15 protein-coding genes are annotated in these 21,364 nt (G+C 30.1%); 6 read left to right on the top strand and 9 right to left on the bottom strand.

Going from position 1 to position 21,364, the window contains the following annotated elements; translation table 11 throughout:
- The first annotated feature begins 2 nt into the window (after positions 1 to 2).
- The 6 genes from Q0871_RS02060 (at position 3) to Q0871_RS02035 (ending at position 12,305) form a co-directional block, all read left to right on the top strand.
- Positions 3 to 2,132 (top strand): type I restriction-modification system subunit M, encoded by a 2,130-nt coding sequence (locus Q0871_RS02060; RefSeq protein ID WP_299317300.1) that lies wholly within the window; start codon positions 3 to 5, stop codon positions 2,130 to 2,132.
- Entirely contained in the window at positions 2,122 to 3,453 is a 1,332-nt protein-coding gene (locus Q0871_RS02055; protein ID WP_299317299.1) for a restriction endonuclease subunit S, read from the top strand. Before Q0871_RS02060 ends, Q0871_RS02055 begins: the two co-directional genes overlap by 11 nt.
- Complete coding sequence (locus tag Q0871_RS02050; protein ID WP_299317298.1) at positions 3,454 to 8,307, top strand: DUF3883 domain-containing protein; 4,854 nt, start codon at positions 3,454 to 3,456, stop codon at positions 8,305 to 8,307.
- A gap of 1 nt (position 8,308) precedes the next feature.
- Positions 8,309 to 11,596, top strand: a complete 3,288-nt coding sequence (locus tag Q0871_RS02045) for a type I restriction endonuclease subunit R (RefSeq protein ID WP_299317297.1) — start codon at positions 8,309 to 8,311, stop codon at positions 11,594 to 11,596.
- 238 nt (positions 11,597 to 11,834) lie between these two features.
- The gene (locus Q0871_RS02040; protein ID WP_299317296.1) at positions 11,835 to 12,035 is read left to right on the top strand and encodes a hypothetical protein; all 201 of its coding nucleotides are present in this window, start codon (positions 11,835 to 11,837) and stop codon (positions 12,033 to 12,035) included.
- 66 nt (positions 12,036 to 12,101) lie between these two features.
- Positions 12,102 to 12,305 (top strand): MbcA/ParS/Xre antitoxin family protein, encoded by a 204-nt coding sequence (locus Q0871_RS02035; RefSeq protein ID WP_299317295.1) that lies wholly within the window; start codon positions 12,102 to 12,104, stop codon positions 12,303 to 12,305.
- A gap of 60 nt (positions 12,306 to 12,365) precedes the next feature.
- On the opposite strand, the gene Q0871_RS02030 is transcribed toward Q0871_RS02035, so the two are convergent.
- The 9 genes from Q0871_RS02030 to Q0871_RS01990 form a co-directional block, all read right to left on the bottom strand.
- The gene (locus Q0871_RS02030; RefSeq protein ID WP_299317294.1) at positions 12,366 to 12,755 is read right to left on the bottom strand and encodes a hypothetical protein; all 390 of its coding nucleotides are present in this window, start codon (positions 12,753 to 12,755) and stop codon (positions 12,366 to 12,368) included.
- Between the two features lies 1 nt (position 12,756).
- Entirely contained in the window at positions 12,757 to 14,853 is a 2,097-nt protein-coding gene (locus tag Q0871_RS02025; protein WP_299317293.1) for a hypothetical protein, read from the bottom strand.
- The gene (locus Q0871_RS02020; protein ID WP_299317292.1) at positions 14,846 to 16,282 is read right to left on the bottom strand and encodes a site-specific integrase; all 1,437 of its coding nucleotides are present in this window, start codon (positions 16,280 to 16,282) and stop codon (positions 14,846 to 14,848) included. Before Q0871_RS02020 ends, Q0871_RS02025 begins: the two co-directional genes overlap by 8 nt.
- Positions 16,275 to 17,408 (bottom strand): site-specific integrase, encoded by a 1,134-nt coding sequence (locus Q0871_RS02015; protein ID WP_299317291.1) that lies wholly within the window; start codon positions 17,406 to 17,408, stop codon positions 16,275 to 16,277. The genes Q0871_RS02020 and Q0871_RS02015 overlap by 8 nt, the downstream gene beginning before the upstream one ends.
- A 977-nt stretch (positions 17,409 to 18,385) precedes the next feature.
- Positions 18,386 to 18,985, bottom strand: coding sequence for a hypothetical protein (locus Q0871_RS02010; protein ID WP_299317290.1), 600 nt, complete (start codon positions 18,983 to 18,985; stop codon positions 18,386 to 18,388).
- Between the two features lie 10 nt (positions 18,986 to 18,995).
- The gene (locus Q0871_RS02005) at positions 18,996 to 19,412 is read right to left on the bottom strand and encodes a hypothetical protein (protein ID WP_299317289.1); all 417 of its coding nucleotides are present in this window, start codon (positions 19,410 to 19,412) and stop codon (positions 18,996 to 18,998) included.
- A complete protein-coding gene (locus Q0871_RS02000; RefSeq protein WP_299317288.1) occupies positions 19,400 to 20,200 on the bottom strand; it encodes an ImmA/IrrE family metallo-endopeptidase in 801 nt (266 codons plus the stop codon). Before Q0871_RS02000 ends, Q0871_RS02005 begins: the two co-directional genes overlap by 13 nt.
- A complete protein-coding gene (locus tag Q0871_RS01995; protein ID WP_299317287.1) occupies positions 20,184 to 20,582 on the bottom strand; it encodes a hypothetical protein in 399 nt (132 codons plus the stop codon). Before Q0871_RS01995 ends, Q0871_RS02000 begins: the two co-directional genes overlap by 17 nt.
- Complete coding sequence (locus Q0871_RS01990) at positions 20,561 to 21,166, bottom strand: hypothetical protein (protein ID WP_299317286.1); 606 nt, start codon at positions 21,164 to 21,166, stop codon at positions 20,561 to 20,563. The genes Q0871_RS01995 and Q0871_RS01990 overlap by 22 nt, the downstream gene beginning before the upstream one ends.
- Positions 21,167 to 21,364: the final 198 nt, after the last annotated feature.

Below are 21,364 nucleotides of genomic sequence, written 5' to 3'. Positions count from 1 at the left end.
GAATGACAAACGAACAACTTAAACAATTAGAAGCCAAACTTTGGGACTCCGCCAATGCCATGCGTGCACATGGCGGATTAAAAGCATCTGATTATGCAGTACCCGTATTAGGTTTAATCTTCTTAAAGTTTGCTGAAAATAAATACAGCCAGCACGAAGCTAAAATCTTAAAAGATTATCAAAAAGAAAAAGGCACACGTATGGAACGCACCATACAAGAAGTGGCACTGGCTACCTGTGGTTTTTATTTGCCGGAAAATGCTAGGTACGATCATTTATTAAAGTTGCCTGGAAACAAACGTGCTGAAGCTTTGCGAGATGCCATGAAAGGTATAGAAAAGTATCAAGATGCTAAATTTCAAAATGTGTTGCCTACAGAGGCTTATTTTGATATTGAAAAGAAGAAGGATGACATACTGCCAGAGCTTTTAAAGAGTTTTTCAGACATCCCAAAAGATGCTTCTGGAGATATCTTTGGAAAAATTTACGAATACTTCTTAGGCAAGTTTGCTATGAGCGAAGGACAAAAAGGGGGTGAGTTCTTTACACCAACTTCTGTAGTACGTTTTATTGTTGAAGTTATAGAACCTTACAAAGGTAAAATATACGATCCTGCCTGTGGTTCTGGTGGTATGTTTGTGCAATCTGCCGATTTTATTGCGCACGAAGGGCACGACCTCAATGATATTTATGTGTACGGACAAGAATACATGGGCGAAACGGTACGTTTGGCTAAAATGAACTTATTAGTACACAATTTACGTGGCGAAATTACCGAAGCTAATTCATACGATAGCGACCCTTATGATGGCTTAGGGAAGTTCGATTTTGTAATGGCAAATCCACCATTTAACGTAAAGTCTGTAAAAGAAAGTACCGTTAAAAACGATGAGCGTTTTTACAAATATGGTTTACCAAAAAACAAGGGTAAGAAAGATGATAAAATAAGTGATGCCAATTATTTATGGATTTCACTCTTTGCCACTTCTTTAAACAACAATGGACGTGCAGGTTTTGTTATGCCTAACTCAGCTTCTGATGCTCGTAATTCTGAATACGACATCCGTAAAAACATTGTAGATTCTGGTATTGTAGATTGTATGGTAAGTATGCCAACCAATATGTTTTTAACAGTAACTCTTCCTGCTACTTTATGGTTTTTCGATAAGCAAAAAGTGAATACAGATCGTAAAGACAAAATCTTGTTTTTAGATGCTCGTAATGTCTATAACCAAATAGACAGAGCGCACAGAGAGTGGACTCAAGAAAACCAACAAAATTTGGCAGCTATTGTACGTTTATATCGTGGTGAAACTAACCGCTATTTAGAGTTAATTGACACCTATATAAAAGCAGCAGACCAAGCTGAAAATAAAATTGCACCTGCAAAGGAAACTTTAGTCTTACAAATTGAAAAGGTAGTTAAAAGCTTGAAAAAGCACATTGAAGAAACAAAAGACAGCAAACGCACACCTGCAAAAGTAAAAGCGTTAAAAGAAACTGATTTCTTTAATCTAGTACAGGGTTTCAAAAAAACAAAATCTAAAGAAAATGAAAAAGTATTAAGCAATCTAGCACACCCAATAGAAAACACGCCATTAGATAACGAAGCGCAATTGCAAGTAGCAGAACATTTACAATGGAATGTTGCACAAAACAAGCTAGAAAGCGATGCTTTAAAACAAGATGTAAATACCCTTTTAGAACTTTATAAAATAGCAGACAAAAACCTAAAATTATCTTCAGATAAAGTTTGGAGTAATTACGATTTAGTGAAAGCTGATAAAAATTTAGAAGAAACATTACAACTATATATAGAAGCTACAGAGTTAACTGCCTATTGGGTAACAAATATCAATTGGTTACAATCACGTTTTCCAGAAGCAAAATACGAAGACGTAGTTGGTTTATGTAAAATGGCAGACAAAACGGAATATGTAGAAGAACAAGATTATTCTTTAAATGCAGGACGTTATGTTGGTGTTGAAATTGAAGATGACAACATTACCGAATTAGAGTTTAAGAAATTAATGGGCGAAAAAGCTAAATTATTTGAAACACTTGTAATAAAATCGAAAAATGCCGAAAATCAAATTTCAAACTATTTAAAGAGTATAGCTCATGAACAATAATTGGAAAGAGTTTAGTTTGGGCGAGCTATGCGAAAGAGTTTCCGTAGGACATGTTGGACCTACATCAATTTTTTTTACAGATAAAAAGAATGGCATTCCATTAATAAGATCTATGAACGTAAAACCTGGAGAGTTCAGGCAACACGTCATGGCATATATTACTAAGGAGTTTCATAATAAATTAAAAAAATCACAATTAAAATCTGAAGATATATTAATAGTTAGAGTTGGAGCTAATAGAGGTGATTGTTGTACTGTCCCAAAGGGAATTGGTGAAATTAACTGTGCAAATATTGTTTTTGCCAGACCTAAAAATAAAAGCGGATATTTAGGTTACTTTTTTAGAAGTCCAATAGGACAAGGAATCTTACAAAGTTTATCTACTGGGGCAGCTCAAGGTGTAATAAATACCGGTTCAATTGAGAATATAAAAATTCCAATGCCTAATTACGAAAATCAAAAAAAAATAGCCACAATCCTTTCTGCATACGATGATTTAATAGAAAACAACAACCAACGCATTACGCTATTAGAAGAAATGGCAGAGGAAATCTACAAAGAGTGGTTTGTACGTTTTCGTTTTCCTGGCTATAAAGAAGCTGTGTTTTTAGATAAAGAAGGAAATAAAGTTGCTCACGGAACAAAAGGTGCTATTCCTGAAGGTTGGGAGAATACACAACTTAAAAATCACATTGAATATTACAGAGGAAAATCATACTCATCAGCAGAATTAAGAGATGATGAAGGTTTGGCTATGTTGAATTTAAAAAATGTAAATAGACAAGGAGGGTTTAGAAGGGATGGCTTAAAATATTTTGAGGGAAAATATAATCCTAATAATGAAGCTTATTCTGGAGATATTATAATGGCTGTAACTGATATGACTCAAGAAAGAGAAATTGTAGGTAGAGTTGCAAGAGTACCAGATATGGGAATTGATAAATTTATTATTTCAATGGATTTAATAAGAATTGAGCCAATAAAACTACCTAAATTATTTACGTATTGCTTTTTTAGATTTTCTGGAATCGGTTATCAATTAAAAGAATTTGCAAACGGAGCTAATGTTTTACACTTAACGCCCAGTTTAATAGAGTTTCAAAAAGCTATTATTCCTGCTATTGAAATTTGTAAGGATTTTGAGAAAATCGTTGAACCAATGATTACAGAGATAGATCTTTTAAATAATAAAAATCAAATCCTTCAAGAAACCAGAGATTTATTATTACCACGTTTAATAAGTGGAAAGTTATCTGTGGAGGAGTTGGAGGTAGAAGAGATGAATATGGCTGCAGAGCCTCAAGAAAAATATAGTAAGTAAATGCAAGACCTTCTCGTTACACATATAGATAATACCGCTATAAAAGATTTAATAAAATTAAGGCGTCAAGAATATTTACAAGCGCCTTTGCGTATTGTTGAAGATTATAATAATGAGAATAAAAATATAGACGAGTATAACGGTAGGCAACTACTAGAAATGATACAAAATGCCAATGACGAGAGCGATACGTTAAAGGCAAAGAAAGTATTTATTAAAGTAGATGAAAAGAGCCTAATTATTGCCAACAATGGTAATGCCTTTTCTTTAGGAGGTGTGGAGTCGTTAATGTATAGCGATTTAAGTCCTAAAACTATGGAAGAAAACAAGGTTGGTAAAAAAGGATTAGGTTTTAGATCTATACTTAACTGGTCTAAAGAAATTTATATTGCCAGCTACGATTTGCATTTAAAGTTCTCTGAACAACACGCTTCAAATTTTTTACAAAGCGTTTTAGAAGAGAAGCCTGAAATTAAAGAAACTTTAAAACGTAAAACTAAAAAACACATCCCAATTTCTGTTTTAAGATGTCCATACATAGAAACTGATCCTTCTAAAAAGAAATTTGAAAACTATGATACCGTTATAGAATTGTCTTTAAAAGATGATGAAACTATTTATGAGAGTATCATCAATCAAATAGAAAAAGATATTGTTCCAGAAGTGCTTATATTTCTTAATAAGTTAGAAGAAATTGAAGTAGAAACACCAGAATCTCATTTTCAATATACCAAGGAAGAAAATAAATCTGAAAACCAAATAACGATTACAAAAACAGATTTTTTAGATGAGGAAAATAACCAAGAGTGGCTTTGGAATATTTTAGAAGATGAAGGAGTACTTGAAGGTGTAGAAGAAACTAAAAAGTACGAATTAAAAATAGCTTATAATCCAAATGAAGAGGTTAGTTTTCATAAACTGTTTTCTTATTTTAGAACAGAAGTGGATTTTCCTTATCCAGTAATAGCACACGGTTCTTTTGAATTAAAGTCGGATCGTAACCAACTCTCTAGAGATAAAAATAATTTTAATGTTTTGCTTATTGAAAAGTTAGCAAAGCTTTTGGTTGATTGTGCATTAAAACTAACAGAAAGCGACGTTAGTAATTATGATGCGCTTAAATTATTAATACCTACTGGTCATCAACATTCTTCTTTATATGATGATCCTTGGAACTTTGATGATTTAATTAAGGATTATATCAATGAAACTGCAATATTTCCAACAATTAACAATGAGTATATAACGTTAGAAGACGATTTTAATTTTTATGATGTAGAAATAGACCATTTAATACCAAAAACGCATTTCTCAGATTTCAGTACACTTTTAAAATCAACATCTGACGATACAATTACTGATTATTTTTCTGAAGAATATGAAGATATAATTTATCCTGAAAAACAGTTTACAGAAAAACTAAATAAAATTATTAATGATAATGGTTTCTCTATAGATGAAAAAGTAGAATGGATAGATATACTTAGTCGTAATACAAAGAATTTTTATCATTCAGAAAAACCTACACTACCAAACTTATTAATTAATGCAGAAGGCGAAATAATTAATACAGGTAAAGAAGAAATTATTCTACCGCCAAAAGAATCTACTTATAAGCTGCCAACCGAATTAGAGTTGCAATTTATTGGTAGAGATTTTACAGAAAAACTAAAAGAACAAATAGATGGTGATATTCGTAATTTATCGACACGTTTAAGAGTTTTTCAGGTAGACGAATATTCTATGACTGTTGTTGCTAGAAAAGTAATTTCTGCTTCACATAAACTATTAGATAACGCTAACGAGAAAAGTCCAGCTATTGTTAGCGGAATGCATACAGTATTATTTCATATTTATAATGGTTTGGACGAGGAAGATAAAAGATTCTTTTTTCCAAACTTACCATCACCTTTACTATATAGCTTAAATGGAAATTTAAAAGCTGCGAATAAGCTTTATTTTGGTGAAAATTATGATGCAGGCTATTTATGTAAGCACCTATTAAAATCTATTGAGGAAGATGTCTTTATTGGTTCTTTAGAAAAAAACGGACTAAGTGATTTAATAGAAGAACATCAAATATCTAAATTAGAAAAATATTTAAAATGGATTGGCGTAGCAGATATGCCAAGACGTAAAATATTTGAAAACAATAGCATACCAAATAAGCAAGAGTATGTTAATTACATTTTTGATAATTTAAGCTATCCTTATTCACTTCCAGATGATCCTAAGACATTTGAAACAAGAGAGGAAATAGGTAGAACTTATGCTCACGAGATTAATGTTTTATGGTATGACTATTTTGATGAAATTATCGAGAACACTGCCATAGAATTCTTATTAGCTTGGTTTGTCAAAGACAGAGAGATTAATAACAGCATAGTAATTGATAATGACCATGACAAGGCTGAATTATGGTTTTTGTTTGATAGTGTTCGTAATCATAGGTATTTGGAAGATAATGATGTTAGATCATATCTTTTATTTTTTTTAAAAAACACCAAGTTTATTCCTGTTGATGGAGGAAAAAGAGCAAAGCCAACAGAGTGCGTAGCTAATAGTGGAAATTTATCACCGCTAGTGCATACACCTCAAATTAATTACGATGCAGATGTCTTTAACTATTACAATATTAAAGAGGATCAGATAGAACTGCTATTAAATAGATTAGGAGTTAAAGAAAGTTTTAAAGAACTATCTGTTCAAGTTATGTATCGTCTTTTAAATGAACATCACAACCACTTTAATAAAAACAAAAGCTCTGCTTCGATACTTTACAATGCTATAATAGATGCTACTATGAATTTACCCAAAGATTTTAATTGGGATTTTGATGAGCGTAACAAGTACTTAGAAAATGGTGTAGTATTAAGTATCGTAAATGGTAAAAATGAATATGTGCCCATAAGCGAAGCAACTTATGTTTTAAATCCAAATCACAGTCAAGATTTATTAGCAAAGTTAAAGGTTTCTAAAATTAGACAAAGAGTTGGTAATACCAGGATTAAAGAGTTGTTTGGTGTGCAGCCAATGGATCACATAGAATTTAAGGTTAAGAACCCGTCGTTAAATGAAAAATTAAACGATGAATTTCAGCAGGAGTTTAATCAATTAAAACCGTTGTTGTTTGTTTATAGACAGCAAAAAAACCTAACAGAAACTCAGAAAAAAAGAGAGTTAGGTAGTCTTAAAGAATTGAAAATAAAAATTTGTTTTAATGCAGACGTGAAGTTTGATATTAATGCAATAACCCAGCAGTTAAAATTAAAAGACAACGAATATGTTTATGAAAAAGAAACACAAACATATTACGTTCAGGTAAATGATAATATTACTTCTTATAAAGATTTAAAACAGGAATATCGTTTTACTGAAACATTATCAGATATTATTTGTGGTGCTCTAACAGTAACAGAAAACCGTAAAGATTTTATGTTGATTATAAGAGAAGATCAATCGATTTGGAAAGAAATCATGACAAGAGAGTTTCCTGATTTTTCAGAGATTGAAATAGAGGTTATGAAAAACTTTGAAGGCGCATTAACTTCAAAGCAATTATTTTGGAGAACTATCCTAAAATGTATTAAAACCGAATTTACTAATGCAGATTTAACAGATGAAAAAGAAATTTACAAATACTTCAAGAACAAGATTTCTTGGGATGATTTTTTTGATATTTACAGAGGTTTAAATTATTATGAACTATCAACGAATGCTAATTATAAGCTTGTAAAAACAATATTTAATAGTTTAACTATTGACACCAAGGACTATAATAAATATTCTAAAGTTGATTTAGATTTTAATGGTTATTATTTAAATCAATTAAGAAGCTTACATCATAATATTTCTGAAAAATATAAATCCCACTTGTATTTAAAAGGGTATTCCGAAAATTTTATTGAAACCATTGAAGCTTTTGATAATTATGATTTAGCAACTGTTGAAATTCCAAACAGCCTCTATTTAGACTTAAAGAAAATATACGAATATGAGCTTGCCAAACATGACGATTTCCCGGCTATTGAAGATTTGGAAGCTAAGCTTATTGATGTAGAAAAAATCTATGGAGATAATTTAAAATCTTTAAAGAAACTACTACAAGAAGAAAACATTTTCGATAGAGATTTATTTATGTCTTTAAAATATGAAAGTGATTTTAAAAACAATATCTACTTTTCTAAATACTCGGAACTATTAGAAGCCTATAAAACACGGTATCTTAATGAAGATGAAAAAAGGAGAACAGTTTCTCTTTCATCTGAAGGTAAAGACATTGATATTAAGGATGATGAAGAGTTGATGAAGCAAATTGAGGCAAGTATTAAAGCGACTGATTTAAGTATTGAATTCTATACGCCTGAAAGAGCAGAAGCACGACAACATAATGGAGGCGGTAATAATGCTGGGCAATCTACTTATAATAAACCTTCCTCAGGAATTTCTAAGTCCGATATAGGTTTCATTGGCGAAAAGTATGCTTTTGAATTATTGAAGAAAGAGTATGATGAAGTAATTTGGAAATCTGAATATGCAATAAGAGCAGGGTTTTCTGGTGGGACAGATGGTTTGGGGTATGATTTTGAATGCATTAAAGGTAATGAAACAAGGTTTATAGAAGTCAAAGCCTCAACAACATCGAATAAGTCATTTCATATTAGTAATAATGAAATAAAAATTGGGCATGCTAACAGTGAGAATTACGATGTACTTTTAATATCAAATTTACTGTCTGATAATGTAAAACCTAAATATTTGAAAAGCATATTTAAGTATAATGACAGTGATACATTCTTTGAAAACAATAGCTTCTTGGTACTGGCTGATGGTTATAAAGTAAAATTTAATTAATATGGCATTTTTAAATGAATCACATATAGAAGAAGCAGATATTCAATTCTTTGAGTTGATATTAGGTTACAAACATAAAGACGCTTGGGAAAAACAGCTTATTGGTAGAGATAGCCTAAAGGATGTAGTTCTAAAAGAAGATTTAAGAACAGCTTTGAAAAGGTTAAATCCAGACTTACCAAAGCAGTGTATTGAATTTGCGATTGATGAATTAACAAAAAGTCGCGCAAGTTTAACGCCTGTAATTGCTAACAAAGAAGTCTATAGTTTAATTAAAAATGGAGTTCCTGTTTTATTTCAAAATGAAGAAGGTAGAGAAGAAAATGGTTATGTAAAGGTTATAGATTTTGAAGATGAAGGAAATAACGATTTCCTAGTCGTTTCTCAATTAAGCATAGAATATCTTCAAACAAGTAATATTACGAGAAGACCAGATTTACTATTATACGTTAATGGTTTGCCTTTAGTAATGATTGAGCTTAAAAACGCAACCGAAAAAATAAAAGTTGGTTTTGATAAAAATCTAAAAGATTATAAGCGCGATATTCCTCAATTATTTTGGTACAATATGTTTGTATGTATTTCAAACGGAATTCAAACTCGTGTAGGTTCGTTTAATGCACCATGGGAGCATTTCTTCTCTTGGGTAAAGCTTGAAGATACAGCTATTTCAAACAGTCAATTATCACGTTTAGAAGTAGAGGCCGAAAGTAAATCATCTAACAAACGTTTAAGTTTAAAACTTTTTGGCGAAGGGTTATGCACTAAAAGTAATCTTCTAGATTATTTCGAAAATTTTGTTTTGTATCATAAAAATAAGGTGAAGATTATAGCAAAAAATCACCAGTATTTAGGGGTTAATAATGCCATAGAGTCATTGCTTCATAAAGAAGATAATAAAGGAAAATTAGGAGTGTTTTGGCATACACAGGGATCAGGAAAATCGTATTCCATGATTTTCTTTTCTCAAAAGATAGAACGTAAAGTTCCTGGGAATTGGTCGTTTCTAATTGTTACGGATAGAACAGATTTAGACAGTCAAATTTATCGAAATTTTCAAGAAACAGAAGTTGTTTTAGAAACCAAAGAACAGAAAGAAAACTATTATAGACCGAGTAGTAGAAACAAGTTAAGAGAATACTTAGAATCTAATAGATCGTTTGTATTCAGTTTAATCCATAAGTTCGGTATTGAAAAAGGGAAAACCTATCCAAAACTAACAGATCGCGATAACTGGATTGTAATCGTAGATGAAGCACACAGAACACAATATAAAGGATATGGTGAAAATATGCGTATTGCTTTGCCAAACGCGCAATACATTGCCTTTACAGGTACACCATTATTAAGAAGTGAATTGACTAAAGATTGGTTTGGTCCTTATGTCTCAGAATACAACTTTGCACAAAGTATAGAAGATGGCGCTACAGTACCATTATACTATAAAAAATCTGTTCCAAGAGTAGAACAGATTAATGAAGATTTGGTTGGTGCTGCCGCAGAAATTTTAGAAAACGAGAACTTAACGGAGGAGCAAAAGAAGAAACTGGATAGAGAGTATTCTACCTTATTGCAAGTTGTTCGTAGAGAAGATCGTCTACAAGAAATCGCAAAACACATAGTGCAACATTATCCGTACCGTCTAGATGTGCTTAATGATGAGAAAGAACGTAAACCCATGAAAGCAATGGTGGTTTGTATAGATAAATTTACAGCTGTTAGAATGTGTGAATTTGTACAATTAGCACAAAAAGAAGAGATAAAAGATTTAAGAAAGAAAATTGCTAAAGAACGAGATTCTGAAATAAAAGAACGATACAAACAAGCGATTGCTTTTATGGAAGAAACCAAAATGTCTGCAGTGGTTAGTCAGGAAGGTTCAGACAAAGAGGAAAAAGAGATTTTTGAGAAAGAAGGACTTAATATAACACCGCACAGAAAGTTAATGGATCATCCTGATGAAGATGGTCGTAATATTGAAGATTATTTTAAAGACCCAAACAGTCAATACCGTATGGTCTTTGTAACCGCAATGTGGTTAACAGGTTTTGATGCGCCAGCAGTATCTACGTTGTACCTAGATAAGCCATTACAAAACCATACCTTAATGCAAACTATTGCAAGAGCTAATCGTGTTTTTGAAGGTAAAAAGAATGGTTTGGTAGTCGATTATTTTGGTGTTTTTAGAAATCTTAAAAAAGCCTTAGCAGATTATGCAGAAGGAACAAAAGGCAAAAATAAAACTGATGATGACGATGAGTTTCCGGTTAAAGAATTTGATGATTTATTAGAACTTTTAGACCAAGCAATTATAGAAACAAAAATATACTGCAAAGGGTTAGGTGCAGATATTGATGCCATTTTAAATTTAGGAGAAAGAGGTTTTAAAGAAGTGGAACTGTTTCAAGAATACGCAAACATAATTCTTGAAAAGGATGAATATAAGAAGCAGTTAGGTTTATTTGTAAACACTATAGTTAGCTTGTACGATTCAGCAAAGCCAGAAATTTATGGGTACCCAAAAGTTAAAAAAGCAAGGGATGTCTTTGAGTATTTACGTAAAGTAGTTGATAGGCATGTTGATCAAGATGAAGCAATAGAAAGAGCTAAGAAAAATTTAGATAATTTATTAGATTCTAGTGTAGTTGGTAAAGGAGATTTACAAGATCAAACTCATGATTATATAATTGACAATTCTACTCAAATAGATTTAAGTAAGTTAGATTTTGGTAAGTTAAGAGCAGAGTTTCCAGAGAAAAAGCATAAGAATATTCAGTTTGCTGATTTACGAGAACTAATGGAAGTTAAGCTAAAGCAGATGCTAGCTCAGAACAAAACTAGAGGTTCATTTTTAGAACGTTTTGAAAAAATTATAGAAGATTACAATTCCGGTAGTTTATCCATTGAAGAGGCATACGAAGATTTGATGACGCAGGCAGAGAATATGTCTGAAGAACAAGAGCGCGCAGCCAAAAACGGGATGACCGAAGAACAACAAGAACTTTTTGATTTATTAAAGAAAGAAAAGTTGACAAAAGAGGAAGAAAAGAATGTAAAACTTGCCGCTGCTGAGTTACTAGTAATTTTATTTGATGCTGAAAACAAAATTTTAATCCAAGAATGGCATAAGGAGAAAGCTACTCAAGAAATGGTAAGACAAGAAATAAAAAAGATTTTGAATAAAGATCTGCCTCAATCGTATGATAGGAATATTTTTGCTGAAAAAACAGATATTGTTTTTCAACATTTCTATGAATTGGCAGAGCAGGGTAGAGGGTTTGCTGCTTGATGGTAGCTGTGGACCAAATCTAGAAAGGACTTGAAGAAATGAGGAAATATCTATAGAAGATAAACGATATCTAAAACTTTATAAAATATTCAATACAGATACCGGTAATGTATTTTTTTTTAAATTAGTAGGAGGGAAGGACATATTGATTCGTGTTTAAACCTATTCAATATTTTTTCTAAATTTTAACGAGCAGTTCATAAAGTAATTTCTGAAAATTTGAATTAAAAAAAGGACTATGGACAATCAACCAAAATTAGACTTAAAAAAAGTAAAAATTTGGTTTGAATCTTTACCAGAAAAAAGAAAATACGAGATACATCAAGCTACTAGAATGACTTATCACTCATGTTCAATAGAAGGAAATTCTTTAACTGAGAATGACACATTTAATTTAATTGTTCAAGAACTTTATAAGCAAGAAATTATTAAAACTTAATTAGTTTAATACAATTTATTTTAGTGTAGTAATTGTTAAAGATCAATTCATTAACTTTAAGTGAATATGAATAATATAAACTTTGAAATACAAAAGCTGAATAAATTTGGAAATGAAGTATTTGGAGATAATACCAATTTTGAAAAATGGTTAAACTCTAAATCCATTGCCTTAGGCAATGTAGTGCCAAAATCTTTTTTGAAGACATTTGAAGGTATTCAATTAGTAAAAGATGAACTTGGTCGAATTGAGCAGGGCATTATTTCATAAAAATTATTAATGATAGATAAATTTCATTTTTTAAAATGATTACTAGGTTTACTTAATTATCTAAATATCAATTATAGGCATCATTATTTCTTCTACATTATAACCTTTGGCTTGTGCTCCATTTACAATCATTGCCAATTTTTCTATTAAGGCATCCCGTTGTTTCTCCAATTCGGTTATTTGCTCTTTTAATCTCTCATTTTGCTCTTTTAAAGTATTTCTTTTCTTTTTGCCATGAATATTTAAACCTGCCTCTTCAAGTTGAACTAAGCGAGCAGATTCAATCATTTCAGCCCGATGTTTAATAGCCAATGTACTCCTGCTATTTTGATTTAGACGCCTTTGTAAAGTAGATCTTGATATAGGTGCTAATTTATAACCTATTTTAATCATACTTTCTAATTCTATTTTTAATTGGGTATCAAGATTTTTTCCTCTTAAACGTTTCATTTTAAACTGATTTATTTTTTCTTTTATTTAAAGGTTTTGTTACCTCTTCACCATTCGGAAAAAGTTTTAATGGAGTAGAGGAGGGAGATACTTTCAAAGCTATCTCCATGTTCTTAATTTTCTTTTCTAAATCTTTCTGCCAAACGTTTTTAATATCAGACCCTTTGTTCTCATTAATCATCTTTTGTAGAATAATTTTATTATTATCTAATTGTTCTTTGATTCTTTCCGTTTCACCTGGTGTATTTGTTCTATGAAGATGAGAGCAGCCATTCCAACATTGCAAATGTTTTTGGCAAGGTGATTGACTAAAATCGTGTGTACATCCTCCAAAAGGCGTTAAATGAAGTGCTAAACTGTGAGTCTTGATAAAGTCTTCTGCAGTATTTAAATCTTCTTCTTTTTTTATATAATGATAGGTATCGGTTATTTCTCCTAAAATTGTTTTATTTCTTATTCCATTCCTAAGAAAAGTAACCTTGTCCGTTACAGAATTAAAACTCAAAAATTCTTGATGTAATTTTAATTTCTGTTTTATACTCGTATGCTGGTAAGCTTTGTTCTGATTTAAATTTTGACGTCCCATGGCTAATGCTTGCTGAACGTTACTCATACCAGCCAACTCGTATATTGTATTTCTCCAATGTCTAGGTTGATGACTTGTTAATCTAATTTTACTACCGTCTGCCTCCGTTAAATTTCTTCGTTCAAATATTGACTTATAATCATCTTTGACACCTAATGCTCTATTTATTTCGACAACTGAAATTTTTTCCGGATAAATTTTGAAAGTATTCATTTTCCTCTCAAATCTAAAAGCACCTTGAAACTTAATTATTAATAAATCACTCGTTTTTAGTATTACTCGATTTTCACCTTGCTCTTCCTTAATTAACTGGTCATGATTAATTTGTTTTTTTACTAATAGATTTTCAATATCTCCAGCTTTATATATTCTAGAATAATGTACCTCGTTAGAATTTGGGCTTCTATACTCATAATAAGATTTATCTAAACCAAGATATACTATCTTATTTCTTCTTAGATATCCATGTAAATAGGTTATTCTATTAAAGCCTAAGTATTCAATAAATTCATGTGATGAAATTTTTTGATTTTTTTTATACGCCCACAAGCGTTTCTTTTGTTCTTGGAATATGGCAACTTTTCTAACATCGTTAGTAAGTTCTTTTAAACGAAATATTGCTCTTTTTGCAAACGGAACATCTTGGGGGGCTAGCCAATGTACTCTATCTTGAAATTTTTTCTCTGCATAGTATCTAATTCCATAATATTTTATGACATTATTATGCATATCTTTTATGGGTTTACCTCTTGTGTCTTTTTTAATTTTTTCAACCCAGCAGTCAAGAGGAATGTATGCCACTTCATTTGCTCTCATTCCTGTAACTATTAATAAATCAATCGCCCTTAATAAAATCTCTTCATCATTATTGGTTGGATTATTAGTGCATTTCGCATAAGCAACCAAAGCCTCATAACTCGGTAACTTATCATTTCCTATAGGATCATTTACTTCAATTTTTTTCAATGATTGATAGTAATTATAAGTATTAGTTGACTTAAATGAATGTTTAAAACTAATAACTGACTTTGAAAGATTTTTGCTATCGATAATTTCTGCTACAACTTGCAGATTAGTTGCAGCATCAAATATATTTTTATATTTTATTTTTTTTAAATAAGATATAGTTTCCTCAAAATGCCATCTAGTTAAATCGGTAACACAAGATTCTCCTCTCAAGGACATAATAATATATAACCTTCTACATTCATTTACATAGTTTCTTGCAGCCATATAACCTATATTCTTAGTTCTAATTACGTAAACACATAATGCTTTTGCAAAATCTATAAAAGGGGTAGGGAGATCACCTTTTTTAGGTAAAATTATATGGGAAGGTATGTTTTTAGTTCTTCTGCTATTTGTTAAAAAAGAAATAGTTTGATCTTTACCTCTATGACTTAACCATAAACCCATATCCCAACGATTGTTTTCCCATTTAATATTTTTGCTTAAAATATTAAAGTACTTTTTTTCATCTTCTATGAAATTGTATAGATTTTCTTTATTCATTTAAGCCATTTATTAAGTTGATTACTTTATCAACCGCTTGAATCGTATTTTCTAATTGAGTAACAGGGCGATTATGTTCTAAATCATTCCCGTTTTCTGCAATATCAATGAAATACTGCGCTTGTTTTTGAAGATTTTTTTTGATTGAATAATGATTACCATTTTTGAATGGATGAAATTTTACACAAGTATAACATGAGTAAACTGGATTCTTAGGACATGAAGTATTTGTAGGAAGCCCACAAGATCCTATTCCTCCAATATATTGACCATTTACGACTCCTTTTACAGATCTTTCTTTATCTGAAGTAGATTCATCAATAATTTCTCCAGTAGTCATCATAGTCATAATTTCCTTATACTTATTATTCTTAGCAAGGGCAGTAGCCTTGATTTCCGCTATCTTAGGGGTAGATGCAATATATGCTCTGGCAGGTATTGTAGAGTTGTGCCCTAAAAGCTCAGCAATTATTTCTGCAGAGGCACCTTGGTCTGCAAGATTTTGTGCTAGATTATGTCTTAAATCCGTAGCAGATTTATGTACTCCAATATCCTTTAATTCTTTTATAATTATTTGACTGAAATCTTTAACTGATAACCTTTTATCTTTTATATCACAAAATAGTGGAGTAGGGGTGTCCTCAGAATTCCTTTTATCTCTTAATGAAAGTAACTTTTCAATTTTACTTGATAAAGAATCACTAATACTTCTCTTTCTTTTTTCTATTTCTAATGATTTTCTTTTTTTAGACATAGAAAGATTAATTGAATAATATTTCTTTCCGCTTTTATTTGTGAAAATTTTAAAATCGGATACATTTAATGTATAAAATTGAGATGGTCTAGGAGATAATTCATATGCTAGATGGAGTATAACCTTATTTTGTATTTCGTAAATACTAGAAAGCCCATTTATTAAATCTAAATCATTTATGCTATCTATTATTTTCATCTCCTCAGATTCGGATAGATAATCTTGATTTAAAAAAATAGCTTCATAAGAATTTTTTCTTTTTATTTTAAGTTCTTTAATTTTTAAATAAAAAGAGTTTTTAAAGTCTTTACAACCTTTGTTTAAAGCCCACTTATAAAATGACTTAAAACCATATGTAGTATTATAATCTCCACTAGAACTTAAAAAGAAAATTACTTTGTTATATTCGAAAGGATAATTAAGATTAGAACTAGACATTTTCTTTAAAAACCTAAAATCGCTATTTATAACAGTTGAACTAGATTTTGATAATAACCTATAAACCATGTAATTTTTTAAAAGAATTAGAAGTTCATTATCGACAATAATTTTACTCCAATTTAATTTGTAATTAGCTCCTCCATATTTAATACACCATATATTTCCGGAAGTTTTTATAGTGTAAACTTCATTACTTCTCGTTTTAAGTACTAAGTTTTCTTGTAAATCAAACATCTTCATACTTCGTTTTAATTCTATCCATGTTATGTTGATTTGCTAATAGTGCGATATAGTTTTTAGCATATAAATTAGGCATACGTGAGTTTAATGACCAACCGCATATGATTCGTAATTCATCTTTTGCCCTGTCCATATCTATGCCCTTCTTCTCTAATAAAAAATTGAGCATTCTTTCAGCAAAATAATGTCTAAATTGATGAGGGGTTATAGTAAATTCTAATCTCTGAGATAAAGTTTTAAATAAATTTGAAATACTACTTTTTGACAAAGGTTTTCCATTTGAATAATTTGTGAGTAAAAATGAATTAGACTTATTTTTCTTCCTAAATCTAATTATGTATTTATCGATTAATAAATATAACTCGGGGCTTACAGCAACAATTCGTTGTCCTAAATCGTTTTTTAATAATGGCTTATTTTTTCTTGTTTCTTGGGAGTCATTTAATCGTTCTATTATTTGTAAATAAACCAATCCATTATCTCTTATGAAATCATCTGTTTTCAAATTGAGAAGTTCACTAAGCCTTATTCCAGTTTCTATAAGAATTTTTACTATTATATAATTTCTAAGTCTATTATTTGATATGAATGGATTTAGTGAATTTGAGTGGGATATTAATTCGTATAACTGTTCAATTTGATTTTCTTTTAAAGAGGTATATTGGCTATTACGCTTAATATTAAGTTTGTTTACCGAAATTATATTATTAAGTATTTCTATATAACTACTATCACAATAATTAGTTATACACCAAACAAGAAATTTATGAATGTTTATCAGAAATTGGTCAAAATTAAATAAGTGATTTTGTGAATTTTTTTTTGTTTTTTTTGTTCTGGATTTTAAAGTAATTTTCCAGCTTAAAAGGTTATTTATTGAATGTAAAATTTCTATGGGATTATTATTTAGAATTTCTTTTTCCAGGTTAATATTTTTTTTGTGTAGAAATTCAATAAACTTCTTTATATCCAATAAGTAATTATATTGACTTTTATAAGATTTATATTTTATACCAAGTATAGAATATTTAAAAACTATATAGTATGGAATATGGTCATTAAACATTATAGGAATATAACTTCCATCAGATAGTTTAACTCTTAATATCTTTAATTCCATAAACTTTGTTTATGTATTAAAGATATATTTTTTATAGTAAGTTTAATGTAGGAATATAAGATATGGACATAGTATACATTGAATCCTGTTTTACATAATATAAATTATAGTACAGATTGGTATATCTAGATATGAAACAATCACATAGCTGTAAGCTATAATTACATTATGTAAAATATCCCTCACGTTTATAGTTTTTATTAGAATTACTAACAGGGTCATCAGCCTGTTTAATTTACGTATCTTCAATATTCGTACTTAGAAAAATCTTTTTAGAAAATTTCAAATTCTCAGAACCTAGCGATAACCCTTGTAGCTGTATCTATAATTTGTCATTATGTCAAATTGCCGCTAGCCAAATGCTCGATTGCTTTTTAAATTCTAAAATGCTGAAAAACGCATTTTAAATTTAAACACAATTTGCCAGCGCTTACCAACGCCAAAAAAGCAAAACTTTTAGATTCTTTTGAAATTTGCGATTTATGAGAAACTCTAAGCCAATAAATTTTTCACAACATTCTCGGCAGCTTGCCGCAACAGCTCAAAATTTCGAAAATAAAATTTTTGAGCACTTGCTACCTCTTGTCTATGATTGAAGCTTTTCTTTAGGTGTTCCTAATATTATGTAAAATAGACTTTCAACATTGTAACCAGTAATCGTAATGTTTTATTTTTTTTTCTTGATACGGCAAAGTATACTTTGAGCGAGATGATGCGTTGGCGAAACAAAAAAATCAAGGCTTCAGATAACTTTGGAAACAATGTACGGCTCAATCGCTATATTCTAGAAAGTATTCCAACTCTTAAGATAACTTAGAGCTTTATACGGTATTGTGGCTGTCAACAGGCATTATTACTATGAATCTAGAATATGGCCGCTCATTTCGCCTATTGTTTTACCAAAGTTCTCTGAGGCCGTTTTGCCACCGCCCCATCTGGGTAGAAATGAACTATTCTATTTTACATAATACTAAACTCTAGTGTCTTCCACAAAGAGGCTTTAATTTCTTTGCAACGAGTTTTTCTATAATATTTAAATACATACTACAAGAACTCTCAATCTTAACAACATTAATTGTAATATCAAAATCACACTCTTTGGCAAAATGTATTAGTTGTAACCCTTGTGTACTTCCTTTATGATAATACCCAAGATGTTGATTAACCCTGCCAGTAATATTTGTTAATCTGCTTTTTATAGTAATGCCACCACGACGTATTCCAACATATAAAACCTCACTATCTTCATTTTTACTTGTAGCTGGAACACATCTAAAACCTTTACTTCCTTTTTTATTTTTCTTTCTGTATTTATTTAAAAGGCTATTTAACTCTTTTGCTTGCTCCTTGGTTTCTAAAGAAAACCAATAAAGACAATCGCATTCTATTTTGTCTAATTGAGTAAATATATATCTAGAGTCTTTGTGAGTGTTAGCATCTACATCAAATCCATCATGATTAGGTAAATTCTTTATTTTAAAAGTTGCAGAAAACCTCTCATCTACATTAGATATTACTTTATCCCTAATTGTTTCTAAAATCCTATGTGCTTCTAAAATTTCCTTTTTTACATTCATACCAGTATGCTTAAACTTTCAGTTTATGAATCATTTTTTCTAGAGAGTATTCTGCTAATTCTGGAATTACATATGTAGAAACTTTAATCTCCCAATTCGATAAACTTGGCATTAAACTGATTTCATTATCTGTAAAAATATTACTATCAGATTGCAGCAAATCCTTTGAAGGTATTAAATAGATAACCCTTGGCTCTTTATCTAATACTACAATTAAAGCGATAAACAAGTTATCTTTTAATCCTAACAAATCTTGTTTTGCTATTTTTATACTACGTTGTACTGTATCTAAATCTATTGATTGTAAGTACAATTCATTATCTCCAATTAAAAAATCAACCCCTTCCCTCCCATCTAACTTTTCATTTATTTCTAAATTAAAATTAAAAAGCTGAGACATAACAAAATTTAATATTAAGCTTCCCATATTATACTAATTATGGTTTTGTAGCTTTTAGTTGGAATGCAATATTCCATAAATTCTGAATCCTCCTGATTTTCATATAATTTAAACCAAGTTGAACGGTCTATCTCTTGTGCTTTTTCATTTCCTTTATATACAAAATCATATTCAGCATCAATATATTCTTTTGCAACTGAATCTTCTGGTGGAGGAAGTTTAGTAATATCTTTTAACCAACCTTTTAAATCTGAAGATTTTCTCCAATACCTAACCACTCCATCAGAAATAAAAACAACTAATAAAGGATAAGCATCTAGTGATATTAATTTATAAACTACAGAAGTTAAACTAGTTTGAAATCTAGTTGATATTTCCTTTACTAAAGACGGGCTAAAAGGCTTGTATTCAATAAACTTACGGAAAACGGCTTCTGGCATCAACAGTTCTGAAGCAAAATCATTAGCTTCATACTCTTGTAGCCCTCTTTTCGCTTGGTTTTCTACATTAAACCAGTTTAGAGTTTTAGAATTATCAGTATGAATTTCTAATTTATCGTGTAAAAAATGATGCCCTAATTCGTGTGCTATAACAAAGCGAATTCTCTTTGGGTAAGAAATCAAAGAATTTACTTTAATAATTGTTTTTGTTTTACCTCTAATTATCTTTCCATCAGCATTATCAAGAGGTTCAGATATAAAAATAACGCCGAAACCACTTACTAACTCTGAATTTGAAATCTCTGTCACTTCATCAAATCCAATTTCTTCGAGTACTTCTATGGCCTTAATTTTCCCTTTACTGTTCGTTTTCAAGTAGTTCAATAATTTCAATCAAATTTTGGTCTTTGATTATTTCCTTTATTTCTTCTGTACTAAGTTTTTCTAAGTTATTATATTGAACTGCAATTCTATTTTCTTTTATAAGTTTATTTAAATAAGCTACTGGCTTTTCTAATCCTTTGACTATAGCTTCTTGAAAAGATTCTGTCGCTCTAATTAGTAAAGCATCAAATTTTTCTTCATTTATAGATGAACGTAATTTAAACTTTAACTGTTTAATTAATTTATTTTGACGTTCTAAATTTTCGTCCAAATTAACTCCATAATCAGACAAGCTTTTACGAATATCATTGATATTACCATAAAGGTGGTTTTCCGTAATACCAGTATCTATTATTTCTTTAAGCTTGCCCATTTTTTCTTTAGTTCGATTGTTTTTCTAGAAAGCCTCTTAATTGCATTATTTATTTCAAATGTTTCACCATCACATAATTCTGCAATCTCTTGAGGTTTAAAATATCCAGCTAGCCAACATTCAAATACTTTAATTTCTAAGTCATCAGCTCCTTGTTCCTTTATTGATATCAATGCATCTTTTGAAATTTCATTAAAATCAATATCAGGAGGTTCTTCTTTCGCTTCAATTTCACTTAAATCTGTAAACTCATTTATTTCAATCAAATATACTTCTTGTTCTATTTCATTGTTCGTTCCTTTATTCTTTTTTGCTAATTTTCTAAAAAAATTATACAAATCGCTTTTAAGACAACCAAAGGCGAACTCTTCAAAAGTAGCTTTTTCTTTATCCCAATTTCTAACTCCACTACAAGCTTTAGTCAAAACTTCATAGCAAAAATCTAGATAATCTACTCCTTCTCTTATTCTTTCTGATTTATTATAAAAACGGCCATGAACATAATGTTCCATTCTATCTAAAAGGTCGTTCAAATCAATGGAGTCAAGATGCTCCAATATTTCTTTTTTGCTAGCTACAGCCATATTTCAATAGGGTATGCTCATTATAATAATAAAAAATCCATTCAGATGGCAAAAAAATATAAACTATGAGCATATATGATTGTAACACAATAATATAGTGTTTTACTCATGAAATAAATTTCAACTTAATCAGATGGTAATTTACAAAAATGCATGAGTATAAACTCATATTCATTCAATATTAATCTTACAAATATT

The organism is uncultured Maribacter sp. (genome assembly GCF_947500985.1).
Classification (GTDB): Bacteria; Bacteroidota; Bacteroidia; order Flavobacteriales; family Flavobacteriaceae; genus Maribacter.
The sequence above is the reverse complement of the archived record's forward strand: the minus strand, read 5'-3'. Positions and strand labels throughout refer to the sequence as shown.